This window comes from Coprococcus sp. OM06-34AC (assembly GCF_003462545.1).
Taxonomy (GTDB): domain Bacteria; phylum Bacillota; class Clostridia; order Lachnospirales; family Lachnospiraceae; genus Coprococcus; species Coprococcus aceti.
In genome coordinates, this window is sequence record NZ_QTZF01000001.1 from 390,437 (window position 1) to 404,538 (window position 14,102).

The 14,102-nt window shown below is 47.8% G+C and carries 13 protein-coding genes; all 13 read right to left on the reverse strand.

Annotation, left to right across the window (positions count from 1 at the left end):
• Window positions 1-7: 7 nt before the first annotated feature.
• The 13 genes from spo0A (DXB91_RS01705) to nusB all read right to left on the reverse strand — a co-directional run bounded on the left by spo0A (DXB91_RS01705) (window position 8) and on the right by nusB (window position 14,092).
• The gene (spo0A, locus tag DXB91_RS01705) at window positions 8-820 is read right to left on the reverse strand and encodes a sporulation transcription factor Spo0A (RefSeq protein ID WP_015533550.1); all 813 of its coding nucleotides are present in this window, start codon (window positions 818-820) and stop codon (window positions 8-10) included.
• A gap of 143 nt (window positions 821-963) precedes the next feature.
• Window positions 964-1,767 carry a sporulation transcription factor Spo0A gene (spo0A, locus tag DXB91_RS01710; RefSeq protein WP_015533551.1) on the reverse strand — a complete coding sequence of 268 codons (804 nt, stop codon included), beginning with the start codon at window positions 1,765-1,767 and terminating at the stop codon, window positions 964-966.
• Between the two features lie 245 nt (window positions 1,768-2,012).
• Complete coding sequence (locus DXB91_RS01715) at window positions 2,013-4,088, reverse strand: SulP family inorganic anion transporter (RefSeq protein WP_201858974.1); 2,076 nt, start codon at window positions 4,086-4,088, stop codon at window positions 2,013-2,015.
• 152 nt (window positions 4,089-4,240) lie between these two features.
• The gene (locus DXB91_RS01720) at window positions 4,241-5,353 is read right to left on the reverse strand and encodes a SpoIVB peptidase S55 domain-containing protein (RefSeq protein WP_022216688.1); all 1,113 of its coding nucleotides are present in this window, start codon (window positions 5,351-5,353) and stop codon (window positions 4,241-4,243) included.
• 105 nt (window positions 5,354-5,458) lie between these two features.
• Window positions 5,459-7,144: a DNA repair protein RecN gene (gene recN / locus DXB91_RS01725; protein ID WP_118016676.1), complete on the reverse strand. Its 1,686-nt coding sequence runs from the start codon at window positions 7,142-7,144 to the stop codon at window positions 5,459-5,461.
• 57 nt (window positions 7,145-7,201) lie between these two features.
• Window positions 7,202-7,651 carry an arginine repressor gene (locus DXB91_RS01730; protein WP_117548758.1) on the reverse strand — a complete coding sequence of 150 codons (450 nt, stop codon included), beginning with the start codon at window positions 7,649-7,651 and terminating at the stop codon, window positions 7,202-7,204.
• 1 nt (window position 7,652) lies between these two features.
• A complete protein-coding gene (locus DXB91_RS01735) occupies window positions 7,653-8,507 on the reverse strand; it encodes an NAD(+)/NADH kinase (protein ID WP_117548757.1) in 855 nt (284 codons plus the stop codon).
• A gap of 10 nt (window positions 8,508-8,517) precedes the next feature.
• Window positions 8,518-9,321, reverse strand: coding sequence for a TlyA family RNA methyltransferase (locus DXB91_RS01740; RefSeq protein WP_022216691.1), 804 nt, complete (start codon window positions 9,319-9,321; stop codon window positions 8,518-8,520).
• 11 nt (window positions 9,322-9,332) lie between these two features.
• Window positions 9,333-11,210: a 1-deoxy-D-xylulose-5-phosphate synthase gene (dxs, locus tag DXB91_RS01745; protein WP_117548756.1), complete on the reverse strand. Its 1,878-nt coding sequence runs from the start codon at window positions 11,208-11,210 to the stop codon at window positions 9,333-9,335.
• Between the two features lie 21 nt (window positions 11,211-11,231).
• Window positions 11,232-12,116 (reverse strand): polyprenyl synthetase family protein, encoded by an 885-nt coding sequence (locus DXB91_RS01750; RefSeq protein ID WP_015533557.1) that lies wholly within the window; start codon window positions 12,114-12,116, stop codon window positions 11,232-11,234.
• Entirely contained in the window at window positions 12,113-12,346 is a 234-nt protein-coding gene (gene xseB, locus DXB91_RS01755) for an exodeoxyribonuclease VII small subunit (RefSeq protein WP_015533558.1), read from the reverse strand. The genes DXB91_RS01750 and xseB overlap by 4 nt, the downstream gene beginning before the upstream one ends.
• Before the next feature lie 2 nt (window positions 12,347-12,348).
• Complete coding sequence (gene xseA, locus DXB91_RS01760) at window positions 12,349-13,629, reverse strand: exodeoxyribonuclease VII large subunit (protein ID WP_158564570.1); 1,281 nt, start codon at window positions 13,627-13,629, stop codon at window positions 12,349-12,351.
• The gene (nusB, locus tag DXB91_RS01765; protein WP_118016677.1) at window positions 13,613-14,092 is read right to left on the reverse strand and encodes a transcription antitermination factor NusB; all 480 of its coding nucleotides are present in this window, start codon (window positions 14,090-14,092) and stop codon (window positions 13,613-13,615) included. The genes xseA and nusB overlap by 17 nt, the downstream gene beginning before the upstream one ends.
• Window positions 14,093-14,102: the final 10 nt, after the last annotated feature.

Here is a 14,102-nt window from a genome sequence, read left to right on the forward strand (position 1 = left end):
GAGCCTGTTATGCCCTTTTCTTATACTCTATTCTGAGCTTGTCCGCTATGAGTGCGATAAACTCGGAATTTGTCGGTTTGCCTTTTCCCGCATTCACTGTATATCCAAACAAATCGTTGATGGTGTCTATCTGACCTCTGTTCCACGCCACCTCTATGGCATGTCTTATGGCTCTCTCTACGCTGGAGGATGTGGTCTTATATTTCTTCGCTATCGTCGGATAGAGAAGCTTTGTTATGTAGTTCAGCATGTTCACATCGTTGACCGCCATGATGATGCCCTCACGGATGTACTGGTAGCCCTTTATATTTGCAGGAATACCTATATCCCTGATGATATCCGTCACATCGCTCTCTATAGTGTTCTCTATCTTGTGTGCCATACTCTTCTCTGTGAGACATGTGAGCTTGTCGTTCAGCCCTGACTCAAGCTCCTTCTTCTTCATATACATCTGTCTGAGTCTTGTCACAAGCTGCACCGGATTGTACGGCTTCAGGATATAATATGTCGCACCCATCTCAAATGCACATCTTATAAGTCTCTGTGATGACACCGATGTGAGTACCACAAATATCGTATTCTGATATTCAGGCAGTTCACTCATATGCTCCATCACTCCCAGGCCATCCATTCCCGAAAGGCAAATGTCCAGTATCACTATATCCGGCTTGTAGAGCTTTATCGATTCCACCGCTTCATCCCCGGTGCTGACCATATCAACTACTCTCATCTCGTCCTTTGATGCATATGTGGCGATCTGTTTTGCTATCTGTGTGCTGTCGCCATCAGCAATTACAATTTCGATCCCTTTGTTTCCCATAGTATCTCCCTTGTTATGTATAAATTTACAGGATTAAGCGCTTATCCCAACTACTCTATAATAATATTAAATATGATGTAATTTGTCAAGTGCTTTTAATATCATTTTTAATATCACATATTATGACAACATTTTACTACAAATTACCCTGCATTTCTCATCTTCGCTTCCAGTCTTATCTTGTCGGCAATGAGAGCGACAAATTCTGAGTTCGTAGGCTTTCCTTTGCCCGCACTTATGGTGTAACCAAACAGTTCGTTGATAGTCTCTATCTTTCCTCTGCTCCAGGCCACCTCTATGGCATGTCTTATGGCTCTCTCCACCCTTGATGCAGTTGTGCCGTACATCTGGGCGATCGTCGGATAAAGCTGCTTTGTTATGGAATTCAAAATGTCCATATCCCCAACTGCTATGACTATCGCACTTCGGAGATACTGGTAGCCTTTGATGTGCGCCGGAACGCCTATCTCGTGGATTATCCTGGTCACCACCGCCTCCAGCTCGTCCGTCTTCTGCTCATTTTCATCCATCTTCAGAAGCTGAGTCGTATTGCTTCCGCGACCTTTACATGCATCATCAAGCACACCTCTGACCTTCTTCTCATCGTATGGCTGTTCAAGCAGTCTCACCACTGCCTTGTCACCTATCGTCGAAAATACAAAGTCCAGATAATTTCTGTGCTGCTTCGATGAACAGAGCACAAATTTGACATTTCTCAGGTTCTTATTTCCAGATACGCCCTCGACCATATCCGTGATATCCGTACCGGGTATAACCTCGTCCGCGATCACTATGTCTGGCTTATCTTCTGCAATTTTCTTAACAGCTTCGTCACCCTTCTCACAACATCCAATGTACTCATAATCAGGCATATCCTCAAATACGTGCTTTAGCTGTTCAATTTCTCTTTTGTCATGTTTTACCATCATAACTTTAACATGACTCATGTTATACTCCTTCCCAAGTATAGTGACGGAATAACAATATTTACTTTTTTATTCCTGTTATTCCACTACGAACATTATATATAAATGTAGTTTTCTTGGGAATATATAGAACTTCGCAAGTTACGACAGCATCAGCTTCCGGAAAACATTTTTTCTACTGCGACTGACACCAGCAGACCACATACGCACATTTAATGAAAAAATGCGGCATATCTTCCCTTTTCGGGTCGATATGCCGCGCATGATCACTTCTCTTTTGTATGTTCTTTTTCTCTGAGTCTTATGATCGCATCATAGGCCGCCGGATTGTGCTCCTTCAGGTGCTCATCCATTCGTTTTCTTCTCGCCTTATATCTGTCGACAAATTCAGGATGCTCGCTCTCAAGCCTGTGAAGAAGCTGGCTCCGCCTGCGCTCGATACGCTCTGCAACAGAGTCCTCATCCTCGCCTGTGGCCCTCACGATCTCCTCTATGTGGGCCTCCATATGCTCAAGCCATTCTTCCTCATCCTGTATATCCATCTGCTTCCAGAAACCGGTCATGAGCTGTTCAACCCCGGTTCCATTCTTCATACTGCCTATGGACTCGCGGATGTGCTTCTCTATGACATCTTCCGCATCATCGCCAAATGCCCACACAAGCTCCTGAGCCATGTGCTCCGCTCTCTTTCTCCTGATGTCATGATAGCTGTTATGTACACCAACCAATGGATATGGACTCTCAAGGCCGCAGTCTGACAGTGCTCTCTCCATGGTTTGTCTCACGCATCCTGCCTCTATCATGTCGCCAAGTCCAAGCTTTCTGAGCTGGGCGTTGAGCTGGCCTATATGCTCCGTGATATAGAGCTTCACCCCCTTCTCTTTCAGCGTATCATACATGATCCTGAGGGCCTTGGCAGCCGTCACATCCACGCTTCCCATGGCGGACGCATCCACTATGACCGCCTTTGTGTCATCCTGTACCGCATCCATGATATCCTTCTGGAATATGGCTATATTTGCAAAGAACAGATTACTGCTGAATCTGTAAATAACTATATTCTGTATCGGGTATGCATGCTTGAACCTCTCGAGCGCAAGGAATTCCTCATGTCCAGGTACCAGTCCAAGGAAGCTTCTCGGAGGGTCCGCAGCCTTCCTTATGACTGCGGCAAATGAGAGTATGATTCCTATAAGAACTCCATTTATCGTTCCAAGTACCAGCACACCTAGGAAAGCTCCGCAGAATATGTAGAATTCCACCTTACTCACCTCCCACAGCTTTGCCGCCAGATCAAATTCCAGAGCACTGTAGAGTGCGGAGATGACGATTGCCGTGAGCACCGGAACCGGCAGATAACCTATAAATCCCGTTCCACACACGAGGATCACGATCATCACTACTCCTGCAAATATTCCAGTGAGCTGTGTCCTGCCTCCATACTGCTCACTCATTGTGGTTCTGGACACGGAACCGTTTATCGGACAGCAGCCTGTGAATGCCGCTGCAAGATTTGCCATTCCAAATGCCAGAAGCTCCTGATTATCGTCTATCTTATATCTGTTCTTCTGGGCGAAATTGTTCTCAGCCAGAAGCGTCTCCGCCATGATTACCACTGCTATCGACAGACTGACCGTCATGATATTTGGAAGCATCCTCTCATCTATCTGTGGTACAACGATCTGTGGAAGTCCTCTGCTCACCTCCGACAGACATACTATTCCGTATTCATCCATATCTATCACGCAGGACAGCAACGCTCCCGCTGTCATGACGCATATCGCCATCGGAAACTTTGGTATTAATCTTCGTGAAACAAGCAGTACCGCAAGAGCCGTAAATCCCATGATTATTGACGGCACATTTACATCTCCTATCGTCTCTGCTATGTGCTCCACAAGCTCGAACAGCTCTCCTGTTCCCGCTCCGGCTCCATAGAGCTTCGGCACCTGCATAAGTATGATGGTGGTGCATATTCCTGATATGAATCCGCCCATGACAGGAGTCGATATGTAATTTACAAGCTTGCCCGCCTTGAACAGGAAGAATACCAGCAGCCACAGCGCCGTGAAAAATGTTATCACTGGAACAACCTGCATCGCCTGCTCCGTTCCCGGCGCAACCCCAAGCGTCACCAGTGCAGCTCCGACCAGCGCCGCAGGCGCGGCATCCACACCGAACACGAACTGCCTCGACGTGGACAGCAATCCAAATATTATGATCGGGAACACCGAACCATACAATCCATATACCGCCGGCAGCCCGGCTATCTGTGCATACCCCATCGATATCGGTATGGACACCGCCGCTATGATAATTCCTGTCAAAAGATCAGGAAGCAAATTCTCTTTTTTATAATTCTTTAGTGTATGACATAGTGAAATTTTTGAAACCTTGATTTTCTTGCCCTCCTGGGATGTTTGTGTGTGCCGGTCTGCCTTATGCTAAAGTCCGGCACTTCTGTTCTTAATTTTATCACTAAACAGGATTAATTTCACTCCTCCAGCATATTTTCAATAAAAATCCCATACCCCCTGGTTGGATCGTCTACGAATACGTGGGTGACTGCGCCGATTATCTTGCCATCCTGGATGATCGGGGAACCGGACATTCCCTGTACCACTCCGCCCGTCAGGTCTATGAGAGCATCATCGGTCACGTGGAATTCTATATTCTTGTCGGATGAATTCCTGTCCACATACTCTATGTCTATCTCATACTTCTCAAGCTCGCCGCTCATTCTGGAATATATATAAGCCTGCCCCTTGCGGACTTCATGACCTCTGGCTATATACATACGCTCCGCATCGCCGTATTTTGCCTGGCAATAGCTTGTGTCCAGATGACCATATATTCCACTTGCACTGTTGCCGTCAATAATGCCGACCAAAGATCTTCTATATGCGATGCTTCCCTGAAGTCTTCCCGGTTCCGAGGAGTATGACTTGCTTATATTTGTAATATCCGTTGTGTACACTCCACCGGTGCTGCACCGCATCATAACTCCCGTATCTATATCCGACACACTGTGTCCAAGAGCCATGAAATTTGTTCCGTCGACAAATGTAACCGTGCCTATTCCCGACACATCATCCTTCACCCACGCGCCCAGCAGATAAGCGCCATTCTCGTTTTTTTCCGGCGTGATGCTACAGACCTTCTCCTCCCCATCCCTTATATATCTCACGGACAAGCTATCACCCTGGCTTTCAGCAACAATATCAAGCAGCTCCAACCTCTTAGATATCTCCATACCGTCTACACTCACAATATAATCCCCTGTACAGACCTTTCCATCAGCAGGGCAACAGGACTCGCCATTTTCATTTTTAAAGCTGCACACATCCACCACCAAGACTCCCTCCGTCTTCATATAGATTCCCATCGCCTCGCCGGACGGAACTACAGGCCGGTCAAATATATCTCTTCCAAACTCCGCATCCTTCGTGGTCGCCCTTGACACTACCCCATCAAGTGTTGAGCTTGTCTTCTCTGACCTTCCAACATCCACTCGTCTGTCCACCAACACACATAAAACCAATAGTGCTGCAAGGAGCAACAGATCCGCCACAGCCACCCATATGATCACCTTCTTATATCGCCTCATAATCTATTCCTCCTACATATACTTAAAAACAACTAATAGCTTATAAAAAAAGAGTAACAGCCTTGGCTGTTACTCTTAGTATGTTGTGTTAGGAATAACTTTATATCAGTATTTTTTTGTCTTTTCTGCCATTTGTTTCATCTCGCGGGCATTGCTCATGACTGCCTCAGTTATGGTCACGCCGCCGAGAAGTCTTGCGATCTCCTCTGTTGATTCCTCGTCGTTCAGACGGACGATCCTTGTCACTGTCTTGCCCTCGTCGGCAGACTTTTCTATGAGATAATGACTGTCTGCCATCGCTGCGATCTGCGGAAGATGGGTTATGCTTATAACCTGATGGCTTCTGGAAATAACTGCCATTTTTTCAGCAACCTTCTGAGCTGCACGGCCGCTTATTCCCACATCGATCTCATCGAATACAAGAGTGCCGATATTGTCCTCGGACGCCATGCAGGATTTGATCGCCAGCATGATCCTTGAGAGCTCACCGCCTGAAGCCACGTCATATAACGGTCTCATCTTCTCGCCGACATTTGTCGAAATGACAAAATAGCAGTCATCGATTCCATTTGCCGTACACTCCGGAAGCCTGTCAAATACCATGTCGAACCGAACCTCCATGAAACTCAGATCAGCAAGTGCATCTCTGATGTCTCTGCACAGATTCTCAGCCTGCTTCTGTCTCTCAGCAGTAAGCGCATCTGCTGCCTTGAGCATGGCTTTCTCCGCCTTTTTTATTTTGTCTGAAAGTCCTGCTATATATTCGTCATATTCAGACAGCCTTTCATATTCCTTCCTGTTGTCCTCCAGATATTTGAACACCTCTTCCACGGTGCTTCCATATTTTCCCTTTATATCATTGATGACGTCAAGCCTGGACTCAACACTTCTAAACTCAGAATCGTCAAAGTCCATGCTCTGCATGTAATCATTTAATTCAACGTTAAAATCATTCAGCAGCGCGTCAATATTTTCCAACTGGCTATACAGACCGTCTATCTCTCCGTCGAGATCCTTTATACCCTTCATCGATGCCAGTGCTCTGCCGATCTCATTTCCCGCAGATGAAGAAGATTCATAACCTGTAACGCTGTATACATCCGAAGCTGCCGCAACTATATCGCGTGAATTGACCATCCTGTTGTACTGATGCTCAACATCTTCGTCCTCACCAGTCTTTATATTTGCTGACTCGATCTCCGCGATCTGATACTTGAGGAATTCTACCTTTCTGCTCCGCTCCGCCTCATCCATCGAGAGCTCGTCCATCTCACGCCTGAGTGTGACGTACTCTCTGTGACACTCTGCAACCTTCTGCTTCAGGGGATCTATGGATGCTCTGCCATATTTATCCAGAAGCTTCATATGCTCCGCTTTCTTAAGGAGCGTCTGCTGCTGGTGCTGCGTGTGCATATCTATGAGAAGCGCAGATACCTCCCTGAGCTTTGCGGCGGTCACCGCCATATCATTTATAGTGTTGATGGTTCTGGAATTATTTATTCTCCGCGTGATGAGTATCTCGCCATCCTCCGATGGCTCCACTCCCAGATCTCTGATCTGCTCAATCACCTGGGGATCATCCACCAGGAAAAGCAGTTGACAGAAGCCCTCCTTGTCAGGCTCCCTGACTATATCCTTCGGAAGCTTATCTCCCATACCAATCTTCAGGGCTCCCATGATTATGGACTTACCCGCACCGGTCTCACCGGTAAGTATGTTGAGATTATCGGTAAAATTAACATTTGCATCGTCTATGAGTGCAATATTCTTGATATGTACATTAAGTAACATTTGTATCCTCCTGTTGACGCACAGACTTTATTACACATAACATATTACAGAGAGCTGTCATCTCTGCATCTTATCTATCGTCTTCATGACCGAATCGGTCATCTCCCGGCTTCTGACCGCCAGGAATATGGTGTCGTCCCCGGCTATACTTCCGAGGAGTCCATTTATCTCCACATTGTCAAGTGCTGCGGCAACTGCCATCGCCATGCCCGACACTGTCTTGATCACTATCAGATTCTCCGCCGGCACCATGGATAATATGCCAGCCCCGAGAACCTTTCTGTACGACTCTATGGACTCATGTGTTGCCGACTTTCCCAGAGTGTACTTCTGCCTGCCACCCGCCACGGCAACCTTGGTGAGGTTGATCTCTCTTATATCTCTCGATATGGTGGCCTGGGTCGTGGAAAAGCCCGCCTCTGCCAGCTTCTCCAGCAGTTCATCCTGAGTCTCTATATCATATTGTTCGATTATCGACAAAATCTTCGCCTGTCGCTTCTGTTTCATATCACTTTCCCCCAAGCTTGTTTCTAAGTATCTCGTAGAAATTCACATCACTCGCCTTTACGAGCTGCGTGGTTCTCTTTGACACGCATATATCAAGGATATCGCCTGCTGCCAGCTCGAAATCATTTCCACCGTCAAATGAAACTATCGCCTCGGTGTCCTGCGTCTTCCTCTTCTTGGCGATCTCTATTGAAACCTTTGCATCACTAGGAAGCACAATACTCTTCGAAGTCAGCGAATGTGGACATACCGGAGTGATGATCATCAGTCTTGCCATAGGATCCACGATCGGACCTCCGGCTGAGAGATTGTAACCCGTGGAGCCAGTGGGGGTCGATATGATGATTCCATCTCCATCATAGGCATTCAGAAAGCTTCCATTTACATAGACATCAAGACCTATAAGTCTTGAAAATCCTGCCCTGCTGATAACTATATCATTGAGTGCCCTCTTCCTGCACTCCTTGCCATCTCCTGTTCTGACTGTTCCCCTGATCATCATTCTGTCCTGCATGGAATAATCATCCGCAAGCAGTCTGTCTATGATGGTCTGCCAGTTGGTGATCTCCCCCTCAGTGAGGAATCCCACCGTTCCAAGATTTATCCCGAACAGAGGAATCTCCACATGGCTGGCACTGGATGCCACATTGAGGAGTGTTCCATCCCCTCCAAGAACAAGTATACAGTCAAAGCTCTCAAGCTCATCCGTAACCTGCTGCTTGTCACATGCACTGAAGCTGTAGCAGTCCATGGCTTTACACGCACCATTTTGCGATTCAATATACGCTGTGAGCTCCGACGTTATACGATTATCCTCATCCTTATCCGGGTTATATACTATATAAAAATTCTTCATATCGTATCCTCTATGACTTGTTCAGTTCGTTGTGGGACTCCTCCACCAGAGCCTTTATGTCGAATTCCTCATCCGTCTTCGACTCATCCTTTGATATGTGGAGCAGATATTCTATGTTGCCCTCAGGTCCTTTTATAGGTGAATAGCTGAGGTGCAGTGTGCGGAATCCTATGCTTCTGGCATAACCGACTATCATCTCCACAACCTCAATATGGGTTGAAAGCTCTCTGACAACGCCCTTCTTGCCGACCTTCTCTCTTCCCGCCTCGAACTGCGGCTTGATAAGGCACACGATCTCTCCACTATCCGTAAGCAGCTCCTTTACCGCTGGAAGCACCTTTGTAAGAGATATAAATGACACATCTATCGAAGCAAATTCAATCTTATCGTCAATATCCTCAGGTGTGACATATCGTATATTTGTTTTCTCCATACAGACAACTCTCTCGTCATTTCTGAGCTTCCATGCAAGCTGTCCATGACCCACGTCAACGGAATACACCTTCACCGCACCATTCTGCAGCATACAGTCGGTAAAACCGCCGGTGGAAGCACCTACATCCATGCACACCTTACCCGCAAGCTCCACACCGAAATGATCCATAGCCTTCTCAAGCTTCAGGCCTCCACGGCTCACGTATTTGAGGGTGTTGCCCCTGACCTCTATCTTAGCAGTCTCGTCAAATGTCGTGCCGGCCTTATCCTCTTTGTTATTGTCAACATACACTATTCCTGACATGATGATGGCTTTCGCCTTCTCTCGTGAATCTGCCAGTCCCTGTTCTACAAGGAGAACATCAAGTCTCTTCTTCATCTGTCTTCCTCTTATTCTGTACAATCTGTCGATATTATATGTTTTATCCTGTCATACAGCGAATCCGCGTCAAGCTTCAGCATCCTCCTGAGCTCATCCACGCTTCCATGCTGTACAAATGTATCCTCAATGGCACACACTGTCACATCCACATCAAGGTGTCTGTCCATGACATACTCCTCGACCAGAGATCCGTATCCGCCATGCTTTATCTCTTCTTCAATAACCACTATATGTTCATGATCCCTGCTGAGCTCATCTATCATATCAGTATCTATCGGCTTCAGAAATCTTGCATTGACAAATGTGACATTTGTTCCCTCTGCCAGCAGTCTGTCATATACCTTCTCGGCCTCCTGAACCATGTTGCCAACAGCCACTATGGCAAGCTTCTGTCCCCTGTGGATCATCTCGCTCCTGCCATACTCAATATCCGCATTGTATTCCTTAAGTCCATAATAAGCCTCTCCTCTGGAATACTTGAGCGCAACCGGACCATCGTAAGCAACAGCCCACTCCATCGCTCTGGTGAGCTCATATCTGTTCTTCGGCGCAATGATGGTCATGTTCGGAATATGTGACAGAAACGCAGTGTCAAATATGCCCTGATGTGTATCGCCATCTGCACCGACAAGCCCTGACCTGTCAATGGCAAATATGACATGCAGCTTCTGCAGGCACACATCGTGTAAGATCTGATCATATGCCCTCTGCAAAAATGACGAGTATATCGCAACCACTGGCACCAGTCCCGACGCAGCAAGTCCCGCGGCAAACGTCACCGCATGTTCCTCCGCGATGCCAACGTCAAAAGCTCTGTCCGGGAACTCCGCAGCAAATGCCGACACTCCTGTTCCCTTGCCCATGGCAGCCGTTATGGCCGTTATCCTTGGATCAGCCTTGCCAAGCTCCACCAGCTTTCTGGCAAACACTCCTGTGTTTGTCATGGCCTTCCGGTCCTTAATAACCTTTCCAGTCTGTATATCAAACGGATCAACGCCGTGGAAATAGCTAGGGTGTCTCTCGGCATGGGTATACCCCTTGCCCTTCACTGTCTTCACATGCACAAGGATCGGTCTGTTAAGCTTAAGCGCCTTTCGGAAAGTGGCCTCCATCACATCTATATCGTGTCCGTCTATAGGTCCTATATATGTGACTCCCAGCTCCTCGAAGAACATCCCCGGCACAAATATCTGCTTGATGGAATCCTTTGACTTCTTCAGTCCTCTGGCAAGATGTTCTCCAGCCACAGGGATCTTCATGAGGATCTTCTCCACATTGCCCTTAAAATCATTGTACTGCTGCCCAACACGTATCTTGCTGAGATATGTGGACATGCCGCCAACATTCTGATCGATGGACATATTGTTATCGTTCAGCACAACAAGGCAGCCGGTCTTGATATCCGCCATATTATTCATGGCCTCATATACCATGCCACCTGTGAAGGAGCCATCTCCGATCACTGCGGCAATCTTCTCATTTGTACCCTTGATACTTCTGGCACACGCCATTCCAAGCGCAGCGGAAATGGATGTTGAGCTGTGTCCTGTATTGAACGCATCGCACGGGCTCTCACTGGTCTTCGGGAAACCGCTCATTCCTCCAAACTGTCTGAGAGTGCCCATCTCATTCTTCCTGCCCGTCAGTATCTTGTGGACATAGGACTGATGTCCCACATCCCATATAAGCTTATCCTCAGGGAAATCCAAAACCCTGTGAAGTGCCATGGTAAGTTCCACGCATCCAAGATTCGGAGCCAAATGTCCACCGGTCTCGCTCACATGCGACACCAGAAATTCTCTGATCTCATCCGCCAGCTCCGGCAGATCTTCCCTGTCTATATCCTTTATATCGTTTGGTTTATTTATTCTATCCAGTATATTCATATGCACACCACGAGAGGAGTCCTATTTATCCCTGTTTATCAGCCAGATGACCAATTCCTTCAGAAACTCATTGTCCCCGCCTATCTCTTCCAATTCTCTTACTGCTCTCTCCGACAGCTCAGTCACATAACGTCTGGATTCATCAATTCCATGTATCGTGACATATGTAACCTTGCCATTCTCCTCATCACTCAGCGTCGGCTTTCCAAGAAGCGCACTGTCTCCACAGACATCCAGAATATCGTCCTGGATCTGGAATGCCATGCCGACGTCCGATGCTATCTTGTGTACCGCCGCAACCTTAGCCTCGTCTGCCCCCGCAAGTATCGCGCCTATCATCATGGATGCCTCTATGAGGGCTCCGGTCTTGTTCTCATACACATATTCAAGCTGCTCCTTTGAGAGCTCCTTGCCGGTCATCTCCACATCGACAACCTGACCGCCTATCATGCCGTTTATCCCCGGCTTCTGCGCAAGCACACACATCGCAGACGCCACAGCATGTATATCCTCACCCATGCCAAATGCCTTACATGCGGTCTCATATGCATAATTGAGCAGCGCATCCCCCGCAAGAATGGCCATCGCCTCGCCAAATACCACATGGGATGTCTTTCTTCCGCGCCTGTAATCGTCATTGTCCAGAGCCGGAAGATCGTCATGTATGAGTGAATATGTATGTATCATCTCTATCGCAGCCATGAACGGCTTTATAACCTCTGACTTGCCGCCGAACAGCCTGTATGTCTCCTCCATGAGCATGGGACGAAGCCTCTTTCCACCCGCCTCTACCGAGTACGCCATGGCCTCACACACTGTCCTGTTAAATCCGTCTGCAGGTGGCAGATAGCTCTCAACTATATCGTTGATCCTTGCCGCCTTCTCCGCTATAAGTTTATCTATCATGCTTCCTCCTGACCCGAAAGTGTTATCATCTCTTTCTCAACATCGCACAGGTAATTCCTGCATCTGTTTATGAGCTGGACGCCCTCAGAATAAAGCTCCATGGACTCCTTGAGCCCCGTATCAGTATTCTCAAGCGCAGCCGCTATCTCATCAAGTCTGGCAAGAGCCTCCTCTATGGACACATCCTGAAGAGTGTCCGCTGTATCCATATTCTGTGTATCTTCTGCCATATCTATTCCTCCTGCCCGGTCACGTCAGCCACGACCGCCTGTATTCTTCCATCATGAAGAGTTATCTCTATATCATCCCCAGGTGTGATCCCTGACACAGATCTGACAGGCTCACCATCCGATGAAATATATCCAAATCCATTTATGAGCTTAGCTGTAGGCGAAAGGCCATGTATCCTCTCCGTCATGACCGCCAGGGCATTCCTTGTCATGTCGTACTTTCTGCCCATCGCGCTCTTCATCCTGTCATGAAGCCTGTCACAGTGCACCGATCTATCCTCTATCTTATCCGCCATCAGCCCATTTATCTGCTTCTCTATTCTGTCAAGCTGCTGCCTCTGACTGTCCATTCTTCCGGATGGACTTAAAAGTCTGAGCTGCCTGTCATAACCATCCAGACTCCTCGCAAGTCTGTCTATCCTGCCGGATATCAGCATGGTGAGCTGTTCAAGTCTCCTGTCAAATCCGGCAACTGTCTCTGCCACCACCGGAAGCGCATGCATGACAGCCGTGGACGGATTGGATTCTCTCCTGTCCGCAACCATGTCCGCAACTGTGGTGTCTATCTCATGCCCCGTAGCCGATATGATAGGCGTCTCCGCATTGAATATGGCCCATGCCACCTGCTCCTCATTGAACGCCCACAGATCCTCCTTGGAGCCTCCGCCTCTTCCAACGATTATGAGGTCGAGCCCCATGGAATCAAGTATCTCGATTCCTCTGGATATATCCGCCGCCGCATACTGTCCCTGCACGGTCGCAGGATAACAATAGAGCTGGGCATACGGATCCCTCCGTTTTGCCACTGCACGGATATCGCTTATCGCAGCCTTTGCCCCCGCCGTCACTATACCAATACGCCTCGGATAGGCGGGAATAGGCTTCTTGTATTCCTGCGAAAACAGCCCCATGCCGTCCAGTCTGGCTATGAGTCTCTCCAGCTTGGCATTCACCTCGCCGTCACCCACACGCACCAGCCTGTCTACATAGAGCTGATACTTTCCGTCTCTCACGAAGACATCAATATGACCAAATGCATGAACCTTGTCTCCGTTCTTCGGAGCAAACTTGAGTCCATATACCTGTTTTCCCGCAAACATAACAGCCGCCAGAACTCCGCTGGGATCCTTGAGACTGAAATACATATGACCTCTCTTGTCTGTTCCGAGTCCTGTGATCTCTCCCTCAACCCCCAGACTGCCAAGCCACGGCTCGCCGCTGACCAACTCCTGTATCCTCTCATTGAGTTCCTTGACTGTATATATGTTATTCTGCTGTGGCATCTGCGCCACTCTCCTTCTTGTCCTTATCACCGGATACAAGCTTTGCAAGAAGTGCATTCACGAACTTGCTCGCCGATGCATCACAATACTTCTTTGCCAGCTCAACCGCCTCATTGATGGCGACCTTCTCCGGTATGCTCTCATCGTACTTCACTTCATAGACACCAAGCCTTAATATAGCCAGCTCCTCCTTGCCTATACGAGGAAGCTTCCAGCCTTCTGATATCTGTGAAATGATCTCATCTATCTCTGCTTTCTTAGAGATGATATTCTTAACCTTGGTGGTTATATAATCTCTGTCCTCATCGCTGACTATTCCGTACAGAAGCGGATCGTCCTCCTCATCTCCCGGCATCTCAGGGTCAAATGCAAAATCAAGCTGATCCTGCATGCCCTCAGCGTCATTGAACTCCAGTGTAAATACTATCTTGAATATCCTGTCTCTTATATCTCTTCTAGTCATATCTTCCTCT

Coding starts and splice junctions, on each gene's coding strand:
- DXB91_RS01720 (WP_022216688.1), bottom strand. CDS start 5,353: ATGAGGCGATATAAGAAGGTGATCATATGGGTGGCTGTGGCGGATCTG.
- DXB91_RS01740 (WP_022216691.1), bottom strand. CDS start 9,321: ATGAAGAAGAGACTTGATGTTCTCCTTGTAGAACAGGGACTGGCAGAT.
- DXB91_RS01735 (WP_117548757.1), bottom strand. CDS start 8,507: ATGAAGAATTTTTATATAGTATATAACCCGGATAAGGATGAGGATAAT.
- xseB (WP_015533558.1), bottom strand. CDS start 12,346: ATGGCAGAAGATACACAGAATATGGATACAGCGGACACTCTTCAGGAT.
- dxs (WP_117548756.1), bottom strand. CDS start 11,210: ATGAATATACTGGATAGAATAAATAAACCAAACGATATAAAGGATATA.
- spo0A (WP_015533550.1), bottom strand. CDS start 820: ATGGGAAACAAAGGGATCGAAATTGTAATTGCTGATGGCGACAGCACA.
- DXB91_RS01730 (WP_117548758.1), bottom strand. CDS start 7,651: ATGAAACAGAAGCGACAGGCGAAGATTTTGTCGATAATCGAACAATAT.
- DXB91_RS01750 (WP_015533557.1), bottom strand. CDS start 12,116: ATGATAGATAAACTTATAGCGGAGAAGGCGGCAAGGATCAACGATATA.
- nusB (WP_118016677.1), bottom strand. CDS start 14,092: ATGACTAGAAGAGATATAAGAGACAGGATATTCAAGATAGTATTTACA.
- recN (WP_118016676.1), bottom strand. CDS start 7,144: ATGTTACTTAATGTACATATCAAGAATATTGCACTCATAGACGATGCA.
- xseA (WP_158564570.1), bottom strand. CDS start 13,629: ATGCCACAGCAGAATAACATATATACAGTCAAGGAACTCAATGAGAGG.
- spo0A (WP_015533551.1), bottom strand. CDS start 1,767: ATGAGTCATGTTAAAGTTATGATGGTAAAACATGACAAAAGAGAAATT.